We start from the raw sequence: 20,625 nt of genomic DNA on the forward strand, positions 1-20,625 counted from the left end.
AAGCATTAAAGATCAAATAATTTCCCTGGGTTCATAATCCCATTCGGATCAAATGCCAATTTTAATGCTTTCATATATTCAATTTCTTCAGGTGAACGTGAATATTCTAAATATGGCTTTTTAGTCATTCCCACACCATGTTCGGCAGAGATCGAACCATCATATTTTTTCACAGTCTCAAACACATATTTATTCACCACCTGACACTTCGCAAAGAATTCGTCTTTAGTTAAGTTTTCAGGTTTTAAAATATTTAAGTGCAAGTTACCGTCACCAATATGACCGAACCAGCAGATTTCAAAGTCTGGATAGTTTTGTGAAACGATCGCATCAATTTCTGAGATAAACGCAGGGACATGCGAAATTAACACTGAAATATCATTCTTATAAGGAATATACGGTGCAATCGATTCCGAAATATCTTCACGTAAACGCCATAAACTCTGTGCTTGTTCTAAGCTTTGGCTCATTACGCCATCAATCACCCAACCTTGTTCCATACAATGCTCAAAAATCTGCATTGCTTTGTCCATAATCGGCTCATACGGCGCTTCAAATTCAAGTAATACATAGAATGGGCAAGTTGTTTCAAATGGACGTTGTACATGACCACGATCCAACACTTTTTGCATTGCCACTTCACCAAAGAATTCGAATGCGGTTAAGTCGATTTCTTTTTGGAAAGCATGTAATACAGGCATCACCGCTTCAAAGTCAGGCGTACCCAATACCATTACTTGTAAGTTTTGTGGTTGACGTTCAAGCTTAATTTCAGCTTCTGTCACTAAACCTAATGTACCTTCACCACCGATGAACAAATGCTGCAAGGCATAACCTGTCGCATTTTTAATCATGCCTTTGTTTAAACGTAAAATGTCACCTTTACCCGTAACAACCGTTAAACCAAGCACCCAGTTACGTGTCATGCCGTATTTGATAACTTTAATACCGCCTGCATTGGTTCCGATATTTCCACCAATTTGACTAGAACCTGTCGATGCAAAATCAACTGGGTAATACATGCCTTGTTGTTCGGCATAATTTTGCAATTGCTCAGTCACAACACCTGCTTGAACACGAACCATACGATCCGCTGGCAAGAATTCCAAGATTTGATTCATCTTGTCAAAGCTAATCACGATCTCGCCATTGTTCGCTACCGCACCAGCAGATAAACCGGTACGACCACCTGATGGCGTGATTGCCACTTTAAAACGGTTCGCCAGTTTTACAATCTCTTGAACTTGTTCAGTGCTTGATGGAAAAACGATGACTGATGGGTTCGGATCAAAGTGCTTAGTATGATCTCGTCCCCAATTTTCCAAGCTATCGGCATCAGTTTTAATACGGTTTTCACCCACGATTGCCGTTAAGAGGGTCAATAACTCGGGTGTTAAAGCGACTGGAGCATTCATCGTTTTCAGGCCTAGTAAGAAAGAGATATAGGACTTCTGGATGATCCTGAATGTATTTCAAGGGCTTGAAAACAAAGGATTCAAAACATCCAAAATATAGAAACGCTAGCGAACTATCAAACTGTCTACACAACGAGTTCGAGCTTCGTATTCCTTTATTTTACATGTAAGCAAGCGAGGGATAAAGCACAGGATAAACATCTCGTCATAACAAAATGTGTATATGAACTAAAATTCATTCGAAACTGAAAAAATCTCAACAATTATGCTGAGCTAATTTTAAACGAAATATCTATAACACAAAGCTCTATGCTATGATACCGCAACTAAATTTTGGCCTTTGTAGCGGAGCCGTAATGAGCCAACATCTATCACTACCTAAAGACAAAATCCGTTTCCTTTTGCTTGAAGGTGTGCATCAAAATGCCATCGATACATTAAACGCTGCGGGTTATACCAACATCGATTACCACAAAACTGCGCTTGAAGGCGAAGCTTTGAAAGAAGCGATCAAAGATGCGCACTTTATTGGTATTCGTTCGCGTACTCAATTGACTGAAGAAATCTTTGAAGCAGCGAATAAATTGATTGCGGTAGGTTGTTTCTGTATTGGTACAAATCAAGTTGATTTAAAAGCAGCAATGTCTCGTGGTATTCCTGTTTTCAACGCACCGTATTCGAATACGCGTTCTGTAGCAGAATTGGTTCTTGCTGAAGCAATTTTATTACTTCGTCGTGTACCTGAAAAATCAAAAGATACGCACGCAGGTGGTTGGAACAAGTCGGCTGTTGGTTCATACGAAACTCGTGGTAAAACATTAGGTATCGTAGGTTACGGTTCTATCGGCTCTCAACTTTCAGTTTTAGCTGAAAGCTTAGGTATGAAAGTTTGCTATTATGATGCGGTAACTAAATTACCGTTAGGTAATGCACGCCAAGTCGGTTCTTTGGATGAGCTTTTAGAAACTGCTGATGTGGTTTCTTTACACGTTCCTGATGTTCCTTCTACGCGTAACTTCTTCAAGAAAGAACAATTTGCGAAAATGAAGCCTGGTTCTATCTTCATCAATGCTGCACGTGGTACATGTGTCATCATTGAAGATTTGGCAGATGCGATTAAATCTGGTCACATTGCTGGTGCAGCGGTCGACGTATTCCCGAAAGAGCCAAAAGCAAATGGTGAAGAATTCCAATCTCCACTTCGCGGCTTAGACAACGTGATTTTAACACCGCACGTGGGTGGTTCTACGATGGAAGCGCAAGCAAACATCGGTTTAGAAGTTGCTGAAAAATTCGTTGCGTATTCAGATAAAGGTATGACACTTTCTGCGGTGAACTTCCCAGAAATCGCATTACCACTTTCTGATGGTCAACATCGTTTACTTCACATCCACAAAAACGTTCCTGGTGTATTGTCTAAGATCAATACATTGTTCGCTGAACAAGGAATCAATATCTCTGGTCAATCTTTAATGACTAAAGGTGATATCGGTTACTTGGTAATGGATGTTGATGCTTCTGCTTCTCAAGAAGCTTTGGATACTCTACATAATGTAGAAGGTACAATCCGAGTACGTGTATTGTTCTAATTTAGACAATTCACTCAAAAGCCACGGCACTTGCTGTGGCTTTTTTATTGGTGATTGAATTATTATGTGAATATTAAACCAATTGTTCTAATAATAAGTGTCCCAATGCTAAAAACACCTGTGCACGCTCTCCTCCTCTTAATGATCGCCATGTTATGTGTACAAGGTAGCGGTTCTTTAGCCAAAATTTTATTTCAAATTTTTCCAGTATTGACCGTATCCGCAATGCGCCTATGTTTTGGTGCGATCATTTTGGCAATTATTTTTAAAATTTGGACCATCAATTTTAAAGCTGTTCGTTGGAAAGCCATTCTCAGCTACGGTATGGCACTAGCAGGAATGAACGCCCTCTTTTATTTATCACTGGAGCGCTTACCTCTAGGCTTGGCTGTTGCTTTTGAATTTATTGGACCTTTGAGCGTAGCACTTTATCATGCTCGCCAAAAATACGATTTCATTTGGGTGGGATGTGCCATTTTAGGCTTGATTCTACTTTTCCCACTACAACAAGCCCAGCAAGGATTGGATCTAGTCGGTGTCTTTTTTGCTGTCAGTGCGGGTGCCTGTTGGGCACTTTATATTATTGCGGGACAGAAGCCTTCTGGCATTTCAGGCAATCATACTGTCTGTTTGGGAATGAGTATCGGCATGCTATGTTTATTACCTTTCGCCATCTTTTCAGGGGCGCTTGATCGTGTCATTGAATTGCCAAATATCTACTATTTTATTGGACTGGCAATCTTAGCAAGTGCATTGCCCTTTACTTTAGAAATGATCGCATTAAGAAGCCTAACTCCTTTAAGTTTTGGAACACTCATGAGTCTTGAACCTGCCGTAGCTGCATTATCAGGATTTATTTTTCTGGGTGAGACTTTATTGTGGAATCAATGGCTTGCGCTTGGCACGATTATCATCGCATCGATCGGTTGTACATTTACCACTCAACATGCTCGACAGCAAAAAGTGAATAAATAAAATGAAAGCGTTCCATCACGATGTACTGTCTTCATCTTATAATCAAACCACCTATCTTGTAGGTATTTTTTACTTTGCTTTTGTAGATCTTCCATGAAAAATATCCAGTTGGTCGCGGTGCTGTACATGGTTCTTTCCATGGTGTCTTATCAAATCAGCGCTTCATTTGCCAAACAACTTATTGCAACACTTGATCCACTGACTGTCACGATTCTACGACTCTGTTTTGCAACGATTTTGGTTGCGATCATGTTCCGCTCATGGAAAGTATTATCTAAGCTAAAGTATTTAAAATGGCGTGATTTATTACTTTATAGTGCATCCTTAGGTTGTATGAATATTCTGTTTTATACATCTTTAGGCAAACTGCCTCAAGGGATTGCTGTAGGTCTAGAATTCATTGGTCCTTTAGGATTAGCATTACTATCAATCAAACAGCGCAGTGATTATATTTGGGTGGTTTTTGCTATCTTAGGAATCGCATTAATGGTTCCTTGGCACGATGCGAACTCGGAAAATTTCTCCTATTTTGGAGCTGCTTGCGCTTTAAGTGCTGGACTCTTTTGGGCCTTGTATATTTATTTTGGGCATCGCGTGGTACAGCAAAATATTGGGATGCATGCGCTTACTATTGCGATTGGTTTGTCTGCACTGACCTTATTACCATTCGGACTTTGGAACAACACGCTTGCCTTAATCGACACGCAATATTGGGGAAAAGCCCTAGTGATTGCAGTATTAGCCACTGCCATTCCCTATGCGCTTGATTTGATGGCATTGAAACGCTTAAGCAAACTCAGTTATGGGACACTAACAAGTCTTGCTCCTGCTTTGGCAGCATTAGCAGGACTCTTAATACTGCATGAGCAAATTAGTTTGATTCAATGGATCGCTCTTCTTTGTATCATGATCGCATCAATTGGAGTGACCTTACGTGGTGAAAAATCACAACCACAGTAAGATCACTCCTTAATATTAAAATAGCGAAAAATTAGGCATCTGAACGTTTATATTTTTTATATTCAGCTAGATATTTCTTACCTAATTTTTCCTTTTCACTATCTGCCAAAATTTTTCCTGCTTGTTGGAAAAACTTATGTTCCTCTTCTTTTAAATGATGATGCACCTTTTCACTTAATTGTTTTGCTGTCGCTAACCAACTTGGATTACTCATGTCGGTTTCTTCTAATTTTTCTACCAATTCATCCATTTCATGATGTTCAGCCAATGCATGCCGAGTAATATCTAAACCCACATCATCAAACATCAATGGAATATACAAATAACGATCTTCAGCAACTGAGTGAGCATATAATTCATTTTTGAGCAAATCAAAAAGTTCTTTTCGCTCTTCACTCGATCCACTGGTAGTAATTAATTGATTCGCTAAATTACGTTGCTGTTCATGGCTTTCTCGAAGTGCTTCAAATATATTCATTTTTACCTCTAAGATTGGCGAACAACCACAGTACGAGATCGTGAGCATCTTGTTACTGCGGTTTTTGGCTAAACATCCATCTTAGAAAGTGTTGATTTTTTAGACAGCATTATTTAGGTATGTTTTTGTTGTGAAACTTTATCTATTGGTTCAAACAGTAACTATCATTTGATAACCCAATCGACAAATCAAAATACTCACCAAAATTAAAAACAATATCCGAATAAATCCGCTTCCATATTTTAAAGCAAGGCGTACACCCAACAATGAGAGGTGGTCCCACATGTTTGAACAACTAAAAGCTTATTTATAAGTGATACTCTGCTCTAGTTAAGCTACCTTATTTTGTTGTGGTAGCTGGTCATAGTAAAACTCATCTGGAGTCATTTTGTCCAGACTCGAATGAGGTCGTTTCAAATTATAAAATTCAAAATATGCGTTTAATTGCTTCTTCGCATCCAAAACATTGCTGTAGGCTTTGAGATACACCTCTTCATATTTAACGCTCCGCCATAATCGTTCAACCATCACATTATCAACCCATCGACCTTTACCATCCATACTGATTTGAATGCCATTTGATTTCAATACATCAATAAATGCATCACTGGTAAACTGACTGCCTTGGTCTGTATTAAATATTTCAGGTCGACCATATTTTTCAATAGCTTCATTTAATGTTTCTATGCAAAATGTAACCTCCATACTAATCGATACTCTATGCGCAAGTACCTTGCGGCTATGCCAATCAATCACAGCACATAAATAAACAAAGCCTTTTGCCATAGGGATATACGTTATATCCGTAGACCACACTTGATTACTGCGCTGAATAGCCAATCCTTTGAGCAGATATGGATATTTGCGGTGAGCTTGATTAGCCTGGCTTAAATTTGGTTTGCAATATAACGCATTAATGCCCATTTTCTTCATTAAAGTACGTGTATGACGTCGTCCTATATGATGTCCTTGACGATTCAACAAATCACGCATCATACGGCTACCTGCAAAAGGATATTGCATATGTAATTCATCCATACACCGCATCAGCTTCAGATCTGATGCACTCGCAGGTTTTGGGCGATAATAATAACAACCACGGGAGACTTTCAGCAGCTTAGCTTGCTTAGATACTGAAATCTGAAGTGAGTCGTCGATTAACTTTTGTGGTTGAAGCGGCCCAGTTTCTTCAACACACCTTCTAAAAAATCAATTTCTAATGCTTGCTCACCAATTTTTGCATGTAGTTTTTTTAGATCGATGGGTGGTTCTGTTGGAGCTTTTGATTGATCGAAAGCTTGCGAGGAAGCTGAAATTAATTGATTTTTCCAGTCGATAATTTGGTTTTGATGAACATCAAATTCAGCACTCAATTCAGCAAGTGTTTTTTCTGCTTTAATCGCAGCAAGTGCTACCTTAGCTTTAAAATCATTTGAATGATTTCTTCTTGGTCTACGTGCCATAAAATACTCCATATATTGATGTTTATAACATCATTTGGGGAGCAAAATATCACTTATAAGTGTTGTTCAAATTTCCTGATCCACCTCTAATGAACCAGCAATATTTGCTAGCGCCATCATTAAACCCAATGCAAATAACACATGACCTGTTGGAATAAAGAAGCTTAATGCCGCCAGATTCGTCATGAAATTGCCAATTTTGGATAGTGCAGAAGCATGCAAGAAATCAACTTGCAAAAATCGAATGAAAAAGAAAATAAAGAAGCTGCCTGTTCCAGGTCCAAAGATTCCATCATAAAAGCCAATTGCTAAACTACCGACCGCTGCAAAGATCAGCAGTTTAGGAGTAATGCGTTGATCCACATGAACTTGCCCAAACTGCTTTTTCATAAAAGTATAAATCGCAATCACGACCAGCATGACCAATACAAAAGGTCTTAGAATATGAGTGGGGATCATGGAGACACAAGCAGCTCCAGCGAAAGAACTTATGAATGCAAAGATGGCAATCACAAGTAAAAGTTTCCAGTTTAATTTGACCCGCCTAGCAAAAGAAAATGCCGCCGATGCTGTACCACAAATTGAAGCAAGCTTATTGGTACCAAATATTGTTGCAGGTGAGGTATTTGGTAGTGCCCCCATTAGGGCAGGGATTTGTATAAGTCCACCGCCACCTACTGCTGCATCAATTGTTCCAGCACAAAAAGCAAAAAAGATTAAACTCAGAATGAGTTCCCACTCCATGAGTTATATCCTTATAAATTCAATAAACGTTTTGGCACTAATCGTTTTTTATCTGTAATTTCAGCTAAGCCCAAACAACGATCACCATTAAACACTAACACTTCCGCTGCCGCTTCGTGATCAATATTACTTTCTTGCCCATTACCAAAATATTTCTCGCGTCCCTCAGGAAGCTGTACACGAGGGAAATGCTCAACGGGTGCATAGACAGGTAGCAATAAAGCATCCCGTTGTTCAAGTGACAAACTTTCCAAATATTCAATGGTATAGTTTGGATTAATCTCAAAATGCCCTGTTTGAACACGGTGTAATTTTGTCAAATGTCCGCCACAGCCCAAAGCCTCACCAATATCCGCCCCCAACACACGGATATAAGTTCCTTTTGAACAAGTCACATCCAGAGTTAAGCTATCTTCGGTAAAACTCACTAATCGTAGCTCATAAATCGTAACGGGACGTGCATCGCGCTCAATCTCAATTCCTTTACGCGCAAGTTCATACAAAGGGCGACCTTCTCGCTTTAGCGCTGAATACATGGGTGGAACTTGCTGAATATCCCCACGGAATTTTGTTAATACCTGCTCAATAGTTTCTTCAGTCAGTTGCGGCACTGCTCGTTGCTGTAAAACTTCACCTTCAACATCACCTGTCGCAGTTGTTTCACCCAACTTTACCGTAGTCTGATAACGCTTTGTAGAATCAAGCAAGTAATGTGAAAATTTGGTCGCTTCCCCCAAACAAATTGGAAGCAAACCTGTCGCCAATGGGTCTAAAGCACCTGTGTGTCCCGCTTTTTGTGCATTAAACAGACGGCGAACTTTCTGAAGTGCTGAATTTGAACTCAAACCAAGTGGTTTATTCAATAAAAAAACACCACTTAAATGGCGATAAGAACTTTTTTTCATAAATGAAAAGTCAAAGTATAAAACGGTATTTTATCAAAACTATTCATCGGATTTTTAAAAATTAAACGCTTAAAAAAACAACACTTATGATAAATTTATATTAGTTTCCGAAATTAAAAGCAAATGGATTATGCTTAATGAATAAAAATGGAAAAAAAATAGCATTATTATGTAGCTTATTGATCATTTCAGCAGTCACGCTGAGTGTATTGTATTGGTTATATCCTCAAGATCAGCAGTCACGGTTCAAATCAACTGCTCAATCCAGCGGCACCTCCAATTCAGCAGAACATTCTGAAAATTTAGGGCAGGCACAAGCACTTGATGCAACATTCAACAGCACAAGCCAGCTCGATACTGAAATCAACTGCAAACTACAGTTTAATGCATCACAAAAATTAGTGGTGAATGAGCTGACCCGAAACTGCTTTGAATATTTCATTTCCCAATATGGCGAACGGAATATTGATGAAATCCGTCAGAGTTTTCAGCGCTATATTGCCAAGGGTTTTCAGGCATCGGAGCAACAGCAGATTTTAGCCTTGTGGTCACGCTATGTAGATTATCGCAAAGAGCTGAGTAAATTACAGGTGCAACAGCCTGCTCAGGAAAGCTATCAATATTTCCAGACTGTTTTTAATGCCATGCATGATTTAAAACAACGTTTCTTTTCAAAGCCTGAAATAGAAGGCTTATTTGGCGCTGAGGATATTTATCAGCAATATACGCTCGACCGTATGCAAATTTTAGAAAATAATGCACTGGATGCTGGAGCAAAAGCGAAACAATTACAACAACGCTTTGAACAACTTCCTCAGGATTGGCAAGACAATCTTAAGGATTTATCCAAACTTGATGATTTGCACTCCTTAACTGCACAAATCAAGGCCAGAAATGGTTCAGCGCAGGAACTTCGGGATATGCGGGTCAATCTGGTTGGAGAGGCAGCCACCCAACGTTTAGAGCAGCTTGATCAACAACGTTCTGACTGGAAGCAACGCGTACAATCCTATCTGGATGAACGTAAAACCATTATGGACAGCAACATGAGCACTTCAGCCAAGGATCAAGCCATTCAACAGCTCAAACAACAACAGTTCCAGTCTCCACAGGAACAGCAACGTCTACAAACATTTGAAACGGTTCATGACCAAGGAGGCACCTTACCTTTTAGCAACTAGGAACACGTAATACAAGACATTGAAATAATGCGATTTAGCAAGGATGCAATGTCAGTTCGCAAGAACATCAAGACCCTGATGAAAACAAAAATCGAGAGAAATATCATGCAAAAACTAATCCGCTGTCTTGCACTATCCATGATAGCAATGGGCGTATCAACAAGCTACGCATCAAACGCAACACAAGTTACAGGTACGGCCTCCTCTACTTATGCTAAAACCAAATACCCAATGGTTTTTGTACATGGAGTGGCAGGTTTTTCACGCGCAGGAAGTGATCCATTAGGCGTTGATTATTGGCATCAAATTCTTCCTGACCTTGCTCGTAATGGTGCAAATGTCTGGGCGACACGACTTTCTCCTTTTAACTCAAATGAAATTCGTGGTGAACAACTCGCGCAACAAGTTGAAGAAATTATTGCGATTACTGGACAACCTAAAGTTAATTTAATTGGTCATAGCCAAGGCGGTCCAACGATCCGTTACGTGGCTGGCATTATGCCAAATAAAGTTGCATCATTAACCAGTGTAAGTGGCACTCATAAGGGTTCACCTGTCGCTAGTTTAATTATGAATGTAGATGGTACTATCTTAGGTACAGCTGGCTCTGCCGTCGTGAACTTTTTCTCAGGAGCGATTACATGGTCACAAGGACTTGATCCAAAAAGCTATCCTCACGATGCTTTAGCCGCTGGACGTAGTATTTCGGTAGAAGGTTCAACCCAATTCAATACACGATTCCCAATGGGCGTACCAACTACAACATGTGGCGAAGGTAATTATCAAGAGAAAGGAATATATATGTATTCATTCTCAGGGACTCGAGCAGTCACAAACATTCTTGACCCACTTGATCCTCTATTTGCAGGTACGAGCCTAATTGTCGATATTAAAGGAGATAATGATGGTATGGTAAGCCGTTGTAGCGCTAAGTTTGGACGTACAATTAGAGATAATCTCCCTTGGAATCATGCAGATGAAGTGAATCAGGTTTTAGGTTTGAAATCACTGTTTGCACCTGATCCAATTGATATTTATCGTCAACATGCCAATCGACTAAAATTACAAGGACTATAGAGCAGACATAAAAAAATGCGCCAAAGGCGCATTTTTTTGCTTTACAACAAAGTTAAAATTAACCTTGTTTACGAGCTGGTAACTTTTCACGAATACGTGCAGCTTTACCAGACAACTCGCGTAGGTAGTAAAGTTTAGCACGACGAACGTCACCACGACGTTTCACTTCGATTTTAGCAACGATTGGAGAGTGAGTTTGGAAAACACGCTCAACACCAACACCGCTAGAAATTTTACGAACTGTGAAAGCAGAGTTTAAACCACGGTTTTTCTTCGCGATTACAACACCTTCAAATGCTTGAAGACGCTCACGATCACCCTCTTTTACTTTAACTTGAACGATAACAGTGTCACCAGGAGCAAAAGCAGGGATATCAGTTTTTAACTGTGCATTTTCAACAGCTTGAACTAAAGGATGTTTACCACTCATTGTGGAATCTCCAATATGTGCGGGAGAGAAGAGGTCTCTTACACCGCTGAGGATAGAGGCTAAAGCGCATATCTCTCGTTTAACTTTCCCTTTAAAGCAAAATTGCCCTAAAGAGCCTATTTTTCAACTTAAACTAAGTTTAAGTAGCAACTCGAAGCAATGCTTCTCGTCTGGAACAAAGATAAATCATACTTATGAGCCACATATCTAAAGCATATTTAGATTTGCATTTATCCTTGTGAATTTTTTAACCATTTTATTTGCTGCTTAGTCAATTCTACTTTTTCAACCAACTCTGGTCGTCGATCTAAAGTACGCTGATAACGCTGCAAAAAACGCCATTTTTCGATATTGGCATGATGTCCTGATTTAAGTACCTCAGGCACATCCAACCCTTCAAAATGGTCAGGTTTTGTATATTGCGGACAGTCTAATAAACCATCCACAAAAGAATCTTGGATCGCTGATTGCTCGTCAGACATAACATTCGGCAAACGGCGAATAATACTATCAAGCAACACCATCGCAGGTAGTTCACCACCAGATAATACGTAATCCCCAATTGACCACTCTTGATCAACATAATGCTGGATTAAACGTTCATCTACACCTTCATAACGACCACATAATACAATCAATCCATCATAATCAACGAATTGTTGCACTGCTTGTTCATTTAAGGTTTTGCCTTGCGGTGACATATACACCACTGGCGCTTGAACACAGCCTGCTTGTATTGCAAGTTGTTTAGCATGGGTAATTGCTTTTGCCAAAGGCTCAGCCATCATGACCATACCAGGACCACCACCGAAAGGACGCTCATCCACTCGTTTGTAGTTGCCCTCTGCAAAATCTCTTGGATTTATGCAAGTGATTTTCACAATATTTTTTTTTGTTGCTCTTCCGCTAATGCCATATGCCGTAATTGCTTCAAACATTTCAGGAAATAATGTGATGACTGCAAAAAACATCGCAGACTCCTCTATTCCTGCTGCGTTACAATCCATTGAGGATTAGTAATCTACGCCCCAATTAACGTAAATACGACCAGCTTCAAGATCAACACGTTGTACTACATCTTTATGCCAAGGAATCATTCGTTCTTCAGCATCAATACTGTCAGCAGTCGCTTTGACTACCATGACATCATTGGCACCTGTCTCAAATAATTCAAAGATTTGACCAAGATTTACTTCTTGCTCATCATCACCAAGACCTAATACTGTTAGACCTTTAAGATCTGACCAGTAATATTCATCTACATCAGCTTTAGGAAGCTGAGATTTGGCAATCCAGATATTTGCACCGACTAAGTTTTCTGCACCTGTGCGATCATTCACACCTTTTAATGCAACAACTAAGCCTTTGCCATGAGGTTTCCAACGTTTTACATCTATAGTTTGCCAACCTGCCTTAGTCTCGATGTACCAAGGAAGGTAGTCAAACATATTACTCATAGGTTCAGTATTTGAGTAAACCCAGAGCCACCCATTCAATCCATACGCTGAACGTAACTGTCCAATCTGAATTCGATCTTCTGGCACATTCTGTATTGATGTCATGGGTTATCTACTACCCTTAAGCAGTAGCTGCAGCTTTCTTAGCTTGAGCAGCTAAAGAAGCAACGCGTTCTGAAGGTTGAGCACCTTGAGCAACCCAGTGAGCAAAACGGTCAGCGTCTAAACGAACTTTTTCAGCTTTACCTTGTGCAGTTGGGTTAAAGAAACCAATACGTTCGATGAAACGACCATCACGTGCATTACGGCTATCAGTAACGATGATTTGGTAGAATGGACGTTTTTTTGCACCACCGCGCGCTAAACGAATAACAACCATGAGAACAACCTTATAATTTTTACGGATTATCCCTGCGCCGACCATCGGCAGCACTTCAAACCCCTTTCATAGAGGGCGGTATTTTACGTTAATTTTATGCTAAAAGGAAGAATAATTTAGATTTATCCACAGTTTTGAATTTGGATTTTTTACAAAAAAGGGCATCTAGGAATGCTCTTTTAAGAGACTTCATCAAACGAGAATTAACGACTTTCCCAATTTGAAGAAGCAGAAACACTGCATGTCGTTCCTTTCTCCCAACATTTTTGTCCTTGGCTATTTAGCACCACTGCTCCATTGCCATCTTGAACTGTACTCGGGGTTGGGACTGCCGTAAGCGTCCAAGTTTGATCGAGTGGCGCAAGGGTGATGGTATATACACTTCCTGAAGCAGGATAGGCTTTACTCACTGTGCCATTGTCCAATCTTGCGTTGGTATAATTATGATTGATGACATAATAACTCTGTAACCGTTGGGCTATTTGCATCATTTCACTTTGCACATCTGCCCGATTGGTACGGATTTTGTACTGTGTGTAAGATGGATAAGCAATTGCTGCCAAGATGCCAATAATTGCGACAACAATCATTAATTCAATTAAAGTAAATGCTAAAGAGTATTTTTTCATTACCATGACTCGCTATAACTGCCGCAATTTGCATAACCTGTCACTACATCTTTGACTTTTGTCATACAACGTATACCTGTATTGCTTAAAAGCAGATCGTAATTACGTGGCTGTTTTGGCTCACCATCACTATCCTTAGCCCGCTCTAGCGACATTACCCAACTCAAACCGTTCACACTCGCCGAATCTGCTGTTTCTTGACCATCAGATCCTTTAACAATCGTTAAGGGCTTATGTCCTGTTCCTCCATTCACCAATGTCAACGTATATTTCGCAGTGGAACTCGTTGAGCCTAGTGGTAACAGCAATTGACCCGTCGTTTTATTATAATAACTGGCAGTTGTAGGATTTCCATCAGCATCCGTCTCTGTATATACATACAAATAACTAGCATCGAAACCTTTATAACCAAAATTCCTTGATTTAAACCGTTCAAGCTCTGCAGCAATACGCAAGGCTTCTTGTCTCGCGATTGCCAAATCTCGTCTTTCCATGTATTGCGTATAATTAGGATAAGCGATGGCAGCAAGAACTGCCATAACCACGATAACAATCATCAGTTCAATAAGTGTAAATCCAGCATTGCGGTTGAGGCGGGCGAATCCCTGCTTGCAAGTTTTTAACTCACAAGCAGAGTTCGCAACTATATTCGACCTCTGCAAAAAAACCACCCTAGCAAAGTATTTTTTCATGATTTACCCCTTAACGAGTTTCATACCAACGTAACTGTCTAAGTTTCGCTGTGGTGGTAAACTCCTGACATTCAGGTAAATTTGGGGTAGTGGTACAATTGAGCGTGTTAGGGCGGTTTACAATCAACCCAGTATTATTGGCACTACTACGTCCTTGACCTAAACCAGCACCCAAAATACCCGCACCCAGTTTTACGCGATTCGGCACCCCAGATGTGGTTGTATTAAATGGACATTTTCCTGTAGGCAAACAGAACTGATAGACATAGCTGTCACCTTTGACACCTGCACCACACGAACCACCAATACCTGTACCATCACGATGAAACACATTGACATACAACATGCCATCTAAGGCATACAGCTCATTCATCCCTTTATAGACACCAGCTGTATTCGAATAAATATATTTCCAACCATTATTACCAGTAACTGGAACGCCTGTACTAATATTTGTATTTAAAGAACTAAAGCTAATATTTTGTGTCGTTAATGTAGGAGAAGCATAAAGATCTGTTTTTGCAACGTCTTTATCATAAACGACAAATACACCGTCCGCTGCACTAACCGTGGATCCTGCCTGATTGTTTCTACCTGATGCTGCGACTGCTCCAACTAATGGAGAACTACGATTCCCTGAACTAAATGCAACGGCTGCAACATAACCATTGTCTTCGTGAATCGAAACACTTGGCATTTCGTAGAATCTTGGACTTGCACCAGTGGTTACATTTTCACTAAATAAACGAACGACACGTTTCGCAAAATTGGCTTTTTTATCACTTGCAGTCGTACCTGTTGCTGCATTATTTAGGTCAACACGGAACGCCTGTCCACCCAAATCACCAAAGTATAAGTTATCTACCAAACCATCACTATCACGATCAATGGCATTGATCTGACTGACAACACTGTATTTCATGTTAATAGTAGCTGCACTTGCATTGGTAAATGCTTCTGCTCCACCTGCTGCTGTTGCATTGGCACTCGTCCACCACAGTAAGTCGCCATTATTGGCATCAAACATATATACGCCCGCACCACCGCCTGTGGTGGTATTTTGGTCATAAGCCGCATTTTCATAACCTGCGTCATAACCCCCACCCACAAACATGACTAGTTTTTTCACTCCACCAAAATTCACATAAGCAATGGTCGGTTTAGACCAGCTTTGTCCCATATAGCTTAGAGCGGTTACACCTGTGGTTGTGGAACTTGATTTATAAATTTTTGAGTTGGCTGGGTCGATGTGAAATTTGAGCTCTGGATTATCTAAGTCAGATAAATTCAAGGCGTAATAACTTTTGCCTCCCATACGTAAACCACCATAGACCCACTGCAAGCCTTTAATGGCAATATCATCACCACTGGCATTTTGTGCAACACGACCTGAGTCGTTCACGGTCAATGTTCCATCTGCTTTTGCAACATACTGGGTATAAGCCGTCCACGGTGCATCAATACCATAAAACAGATTCGCCGAGCCACCAGTAGTGCTATCTTCTTTCAGGAATGCAGTCTTTTGGTCTCTCATCATTTCGTGAGGTACAAAAGTAAATACTTCCTTACCACGATCAGCATCAGTTGCATTTTTGCCTGCCCGTACGACATGCAATAATCCTTGTGTACTACCGAATAATAAGTAATCGTCACGATCAGTGGTGTCAATGGTGCCCGAAGTGTATGAAATTTTGCCTGACTGGGTCAGCAAGATAGGGGTTGAGTGCATGACCGAACCGACCTGACGCAGTTCAGGTTTGGTTATAAGATCGGCTAAAGTCACCGTTCCTGTTTCAGCAACATTGTAACCAAGCAAGTTCAACCAATAATTTTTATCTGGGTCGTTCACAAACAATGCCGTGCTACCTGTACCAAATAGCGTCGCCACATTGACTTTTTTCAGTGAACCGATTTCACTTGCTGCATACGGAGCCGCAGTACCTGTAATTTCACGATTGGTATAAATAGTACGGTTTGCAACTTGCTCATTCGCAGCATTAGTGCCTATGCCTAAGGGCAATTGTCCTTTCATGCCCTCGTCAGTCCAAAGCCCTTTGGCGGCTGCGTCAAGCGAACCATCTGCCTTAATTAAGCGAATAGTTTTGCTTGCATTATATAGTTCACCGTTAAAAATATGATATTTATTCATATTCCCAACCCAAAGCTGGGTCGATTCCTGCGGTTTCGGCACAAATGAAGCGTAATAACCATAAGGTTGGATACGCAATGGATTCAAAGCATCTTGAGGAAGGGTTGGAGAACCCGTTGCTACCGCAGGAATTTCAACTTCGATTTGTCCTAAAAACTGTTGCACACTATTTACAACATCTTCCGTATTCCTCCCTGAATACCACCCCCCTTCAGCATTAATTCCCCATCTTGCAGCATTTTTTACCGCTGAACTATCACTACCAACCGCAGCAAGATTCTCAGCTTTAGTTTTTGTAGGATCATAAGATTCAATAGCATTAAAACTATTTCCAAAACCTACAACGGCGGTTTTAATCTTTACCCCTTTTGGATTCTTGTTTGGATCTAACAAGGCACCTGCTAAATTGTTGATACAACCCCACACATCTTGACTATTATTTGGTGAATTGCAAACTTTATCAGACGAATTTAACGCCAGTTTTGCCAAGTCATTAAATTTCATCGTATAATCATAAGGCTCTCCATCTGTAAGTACATAAATCCCTTGTCCATGACACTGCTTTTGGTCTTCTGTCTGCGTCATTGATGCGGGTGCTACATAGTTATCCCCATTTTTAGCATTCTCATTTGAAGACTCAAAGCCAAAATAACCTCCACTCATCTTCGTCGATGTACCAAGCAGATAGGCAGCCGTCTCTGCATATGCTGAGGCTGTAGGTGTATTAGTCACCGCAGCTAGCTCGGCAACTTTTTGCGCCAAATACTTTCGCTGCGTTATGGAGACACCATTTATTGTAAGCGTTTCATCAAGTCGTCGTGCCGGCACCACAATACTGCCATAATTTTCCCAGTCTGAAGCTGTACCGCCCCTTTCATCTTTATAAGTATTGCTAGCTCCTTTTTTTAGCTTGTCCATATTCCCACTATCGGTCATAGGAGAAGTACCTGTTGTCCCATCCCAAAGTAGCTTGCCACTATTTTTTAGGTCAATTAACAGAGGATCTCTAACCCAACCAATGGTAGATAAACCAATAAGTTTATCGCCAGACAATGCGGAAATTCCTTTGCTCTCGTTACCAAATAACAAATCCATCATGCCATCTTTGACACGGGTAATTCTATCAAAGCGTGGTGCGTCAGCAGTACCACAAAATTGTCGTCGATACACAGGCACATCAGTATGAGTATTTGATTTATCGTATGTATATAGTGGCGAACTAGGCTTACCACCTGGATCACAAGCTGAACCACCGCCATGAGACTTATAATCCATACTCCCTGAGATATCGATCAGCATCATCAAGGTAATCGTGGTTGGCTGAGCATTTTGATAGATATCGATATCACTCGCCCGGGAGACACTACTACAGACCATCATCGTCATCAGCGCCGAGACTGCCGTAGAAAGTATATTTCTTGAATTTAATGTTTTCATTTTTTAATCCTCTTTCTTTACGATACCAACTTCGGCTGACCGCCAACGGTATAGTCCGAATGCTGCATGTTATAGGGAATACCTAACCCATCAAAACATGCCCCCACGGCCGAAGCCCGCTGCTTAAAACAGTTCTCTATTTGCGTAGTAGTCGCACCTGCAAAACTTGGTAAGACTGAAATGACAGTCGCCCCGATATTATGCATGGTTACCGGCACATTACTTTGTCCAAGACTTGTTCCTTTTGGCACACCACCAAATGGTGTAGAGGTTGTTGCATTTTTGGTTAAATACACTTGTGACAGCACTGCTGAACGCCCCATTGCAAATTGATTGGCTTTACAAAAGCCATCAACACCAATCTTGAGCGTTGATCCATCCTCTGTAATCGCGCTAGCTTTAGATAATTTAAAGAAAGAATTTTCCGATGCGCGATAGCAAAATACCAATTCGTCATTTGCATTGGCAGACGAGTTAAAATAAGCAAACATACCATCCAGAGCCAATTGTCTTTCAACCTCAGCAGGGTTTTCAATATTAAACAACGCTGAATCGGAGTTTTCTAACAACAACGCATTCACCTGACTATTGGTTGCAATTTTTAAGCCCACAATCCCCATTTTTACCGCAATTGTGCCAAGTAAGGTGACAATGACCAAAATGACCAATACCGTAATGAGTGTTGCACCTTTTTGTTGTTTCATGATGATGCTCCCAAAGTATTACGAATAGCGACCACTTGATTTACCGCCTGACGCAAATATCGCTTATTTACTGCTTCATCCCCTGAAAGCGTGACTGGAGTTCCCGCAACATTAAAGCTGGTTTGAGTATTTAAATTTGCATTAGCACCAATTGTTCCCGTAGAACGAGACAAAATGCCAATATCCATAGAAACAACATTCAAATAGGTTTTTGAACAGGTATCTTCAACTATTGGGGTGGCACAAGCAGCACGAATAGTAGCCATTGCATCAATATAATCATCAATTGTCATATAGCGTAACTGACCCGCAGGATTTTTTACCCCTAAGCGTACTTTAAACGCATCGACCCGCTGCATAATTTGTTGCGCGCCAGTCCCCAAACCCGTCATTACCGCACCCTCATAAGAAGCTGCATCACAATACAAAGAGTATGAAGTCGGTTCACCCGTGACTTGTTGCGGACTTTCTGCTACGTAATAACGCTGCACAATGGTTTTCGAGGACGCATTCGTCACCTGTACGCCTTCACAATTAAAAATCTCACTGCTTGCAGGGACATATTGTATAGTTAACCGATCACTTGCCCCAGTAGTGTTGTCAGTATCCTTATTTTGTAAAGTAACAAATTCAGCTTCTAAATTAGCTGTTGCTTGCAATGCAGTTGGTAGATTTTCTTTTTTAAAAATAATCCCCGAACCATTGTTATAATTATTCACCCTATGTGAAGAGGCAGTATTTAAATTGGTATGACGCAGATCATGTGTGACTAAAGATAAACCAAAATTAGCATTTTGCTGCAACTCACTCATGCCAGACTGTAAACTCAAAGAACGCTGACTACTCAAAAATACCGCCAAACCTGCGGCAACAATTAACAATCCTAATGCTAAAGCAATCATCAACTCCATGAGGGTGAAACCTGAGGTATATCGCTTATGAGCCATAGTTATATACCTCCATGATGATGCATTTCGCATTTGGTACATAAGCCGCACCATTGGTGCAATCAGAACTACTTGTACCATTGGTCGCTGTTGTTCCTTCCCACGCTACATATATACATTTTCGAACTAAGGTAGACCCTTGACAATTAAGCACATCCATACTCATACCCAAGTCAGTTGCACGGCTGCTTACTAGTCTAAAATCGTATTTAGCCATATTTTCAGGGGAGCAAAATGCAGTTGCGCAATTCGTGGTATCGGTATTCGCAACATATCCCGCCAACCCATCCCGATTCATACGCATCCGCTCCGCCAAATCTCGGGCAATATTAGTCGCCTGAACATTCATCGTCGCTTCGTTGCTAGCCGTGATGGCTCTAATTTGTAATGCCACAAACCCCAATACAGCAATACTTAGAAGTACTAAAGCCACAAGCACCTCCACCAACCCAACTCCCGTTTGACGTTTCATCATTTTTATTATTCCTTCCCCTCAAGTCGGACAACTTGTTGCCGCTTTGTTGTAAACAACCGTTCCACCCTTTTGTACATACACATATGCTTTTAACGCAGCATCACTACTGTGTTCAAAAATAAAGCACTGTCCGTTTGTGGAAATACTGGTCTGCCCCAAACGATTAAAAGTCACACTGCTATCCCCACTCGTTTTTGTGACATGCGTCGGCACCCAAGTTTTAAAAGGTGTTGCCACACTACTATCTAACGCTACGATCCGATCACTCTGTTTAAAAATCGCTTCTGATCTCGTTTCGCTCAATAAATCCACAAAATCACGGGTATCGCTTCGCAATTGATTACTCCGAACCATTTGGATAAAAGACGGCGCAGCCATCGTTGCAATAATCGCCGCAATCGCAATTGTCATCATCAATTCTATTAAGGTGAATCCTCGATTTTTCCCCATCGCTCCGCACCCAAGAAAAACTTTTACTTATATTAATAATAAACTTATCTCTTACATAACCAATACAAAGTAGATAAGTAACATAAAAA

General features: G+C 40.6%; 20 protein-coding genes and 2 pseudogenes. 5 read left to right on the top strand and 17 right to left on the bottom strand.

Going from position 1 to position 20,625, the window contains the following annotated elements:
* Window positions 1-5 precede the first annotated feature (5 nt).
* Window positions 6-1,415: an FAD-binding oxidoreductase gene (locus R2H34_RS14840; protein WP_005403295.1), complete on the bottom strand. Its 1,410-nt coding sequence runs from the start codon at window positions 1,413-1,415 to the stop codon at window positions 6-8.
* Between the two features lie 356 nt (window positions 1,416-1,771).
* On the opposite strand from R2H34_RS14840, the gene serA reads away from it, so the two are divergent.
* From serA to R2H34_RS14855, 3 genes are all read left to right on the top strand, one after another.
* Complete coding sequence (gene serA / locus R2H34_RS14845; protein WP_004909533.1) at window positions 1,772-3,004, top strand: phosphoglycerate dehydrogenase; 1,233 nt, start codon at window positions 1,772-1,774, stop codon at window positions 3,002-3,004.
* A 105-nt stretch (window positions 3,005-3,109) separates the two neighbouring features.
* Entirely contained in the window at window positions 3,110-3,979 is an 870-nt protein-coding gene (locus tag R2H34_RS14850; RefSeq protein ID WP_318342321.1) for an EamA family transporter, read from the top strand.
* 93 nt (window positions 3,980-4,072) lie between these two features.
* Entirely contained in the window at window positions 4,073-4,939 is an 867-nt protein-coding gene (locus R2H34_RS14855) for an EamA family transporter (RefSeq protein ID WP_282896573.1), read from the top strand.
* Window positions 4,940-4,970: 31 nt separating this feature from the next.
* On the opposite strand, the gene R2H34_RS14860 is transcribed toward R2H34_RS14855, so the two are convergent.
* The 5 genes and pseudogenes from R2H34_RS14860 to truB form a co-directional block, all read right to left on the bottom strand.
* Entirely contained in the window at window positions 4,971-5,417 is a 447-nt protein-coding gene (locus R2H34_RS14860) for a hemerythrin domain-containing protein (RefSeq protein WP_005403298.1), read from the bottom strand.
* Between the two features lie 150 nt (window positions 5,418-5,567).
* Window positions 5,568-5,687 (bottom strand): annotated as a pseudogene (locus R2H34_RS14865) (sulfite exporter TauE/SafE family protein); the annotation flags it as partial.
* A 60-nt stretch (window positions 5,688-5,747) separates the two neighbouring features.
* Window positions 5,748-6,892 (bottom strand): IS3 family transposase gene (locus R2H34_RS14870; protein WP_115613877.1). Its coding sequence is split into 2 segments (ribosomal slippage): window positions 5,748-6,628 and window positions 6,628-6,892, totalling 1,146 coding nucleotides; the frame shifts between segments, so codons are not numbered across the junction.
* A gap of 75 nt (window positions 6,893-6,967) precedes the next feature.
* Window positions 6,968-7,624 (bottom strand): annotated as a pseudogene (locus R2H34_RS14875) (sulfite exporter TauE/SafE family protein); the annotation flags it as partial.
* 11 nt (window positions 7,625-7,635) lie between these two features.
* The gene (gene truB / locus R2H34_RS14880; protein ID WP_005403300.1) at window positions 7,636-8,529 is read right to left on the bottom strand and encodes a tRNA pseudouridine(55) synthase TruB; all 894 of its coding nucleotides are present in this window, start codon (window positions 8,527-8,529) and stop codon (window positions 7,636-7,638) included.
* A gap of 137 nt (window positions 8,530-8,666) precedes the next feature.
* On the opposite strand from truB, the gene R2H34_RS14885 reads away from it, so the two are divergent.
* On the top strand, window positions 8,667-9,710 hold the full coding sequence (locus R2H34_RS14885) for a lipase secretion chaperone (protein WP_136695013.1): 1,044 nt from the start codon (window positions 8,667-8,669) through the stop codon (window positions 9,708-9,710).
* A gap of 105 nt (window positions 9,711-9,815) precedes the next feature.
* On the top strand, window positions 9,816-10,787 hold the full coding sequence (locus tag R2H34_RS14890; RefSeq protein WP_318342322.1) for a triacylglycerol lipase: 972 nt from the start codon (window positions 9,816-9,818) through the stop codon (window positions 10,785-10,787).
* A 58-nt stretch (window positions 10,788-10,845) separates the two neighbouring features.
* Here R2H34_RS14890 and rplS read toward each other — a convergent pair whose 3' ends face one another.
* The 11 genes from rplS to R2H34_RS14945 all read right to left on the bottom strand — a co-directional run bounded on the left by rplS (window position 10,846) and on the right by R2H34_RS14945 (window position 20,536).
* A complete protein-coding gene (gene rplS / locus R2H34_RS14895; protein WP_004660214.1) occupies window positions 10,846-11,217 on the bottom strand; it encodes a 50S ribosomal protein L19 in 372 nt (123 codons plus the stop codon).
* Window positions 11,218-11,447: 230 nt separating this feature from the next.
* Window positions 11,448-12,188, bottom strand: a complete 741-nt coding sequence (gene trmD, locus R2H34_RS14900) for a tRNA (guanosine(37)-N1)-methyltransferase TrmD (RefSeq protein ID WP_318342323.1) — start codon at window positions 12,186-12,188, stop codon at window positions 11,448-11,450.
* A gap of 42 nt (window positions 12,189-12,230) precedes the next feature.
* Window positions 12,231-12,779 carry a ribosome maturation factor RimM gene (gene rimM, locus R2H34_RS14905; RefSeq protein WP_004951620.1) on the bottom strand — a complete coding sequence of 183 codons (549 nt, stop codon included), beginning with the start codon at window positions 12,777-12,779 and terminating at the stop codon, window positions 12,231-12,233.
* A gap of 16 nt (window positions 12,780-12,795) precedes the next feature.
* Window positions 12,796-13,053 (bottom strand): 30S ribosomal protein S16, encoded by a 258-nt coding sequence (gene rpsP / locus R2H34_RS14910; RefSeq protein ID WP_004964546.1) that lies wholly within the window; start codon window positions 13,051-13,053, stop codon window positions 12,796-12,798.
* 203 nt (window positions 13,054-13,256) lie between these two features.
* Entirely contained in the window at window positions 13,257-13,682 is a 426-nt protein-coding gene (locus tag R2H34_RS14915) for a type IV pilin protein (RefSeq protein ID WP_087539597.1), read from the bottom strand.
* A complete protein-coding gene (locus R2H34_RS14920; RefSeq protein WP_136695011.1) occupies window positions 13,682-14,374 on the bottom strand; it encodes a type IV pilin protein in 693 nt (230 codons plus the stop codon). Before R2H34_RS14920 ends, R2H34_RS14915 begins: the two co-directional genes overlap by 1 nt.
* A 10-nt stretch (window positions 14,375-14,384) precedes the next feature.
* Window positions 14,385-17,960, bottom strand: a complete 3,576-nt coding sequence (locus R2H34_RS14925; RefSeq protein ID WP_318342324.1) for a PilC/PilY family type IV pilus protein — start codon at window positions 17,958-17,960, stop codon at window positions 14,385-14,387.
* 17 nt (window positions 17,961-17,977) lie between these two features.
* On the bottom strand, window positions 17,978-18,664 hold the full coding sequence (locus R2H34_RS14930; RefSeq protein ID WP_318342325.1) for a pilus assembly protein PilX: 687 nt from the start codon (window positions 18,662-18,664) through the stop codon (window positions 17,978-17,980).
* Complete coding sequence (locus R2H34_RS14935; RefSeq protein WP_318342326.1) at window positions 18,661-19,611, bottom strand: PilW family protein; 951 nt, start codon at window positions 19,609-19,611, stop codon at window positions 18,661-18,663. Before R2H34_RS14935 ends, R2H34_RS14930 begins: the two co-directional genes overlap by 4 nt.
* Window positions 19,601-20,086, bottom strand: a complete 486-nt coding sequence (gene pilV / locus R2H34_RS14940) for a type IV pilus modification protein PilV (RefSeq protein WP_262545239.1) — start codon at window positions 20,084-20,086, stop codon at window positions 19,601-19,603. The genes R2H34_RS14935 and pilV overlap by 11 nt, the downstream gene beginning before the upstream one ends.
* Window positions 20,087-20,104: 18 nt before the next feature.
* Window positions 20,105-20,536, bottom strand: a complete 432-nt coding sequence (locus tag R2H34_RS14945; RefSeq protein WP_125318151.1) for a Tfp pilus assembly protein FimT/FimU — start codon at window positions 20,534-20,536, stop codon at window positions 20,105-20,107.
* Window positions 20,537-20,625 lie beyond the last annotated feature (89 nt).

Source organism: Acinetobacter sp. 16 (assembly GCF_033439925.1).
Lineage (GTDB): Bacteria > Pseudomonadota > Gammaproteobacteria > Pseudomonadales > Moraxellaceae > Acinetobacter > Acinetobacter junii.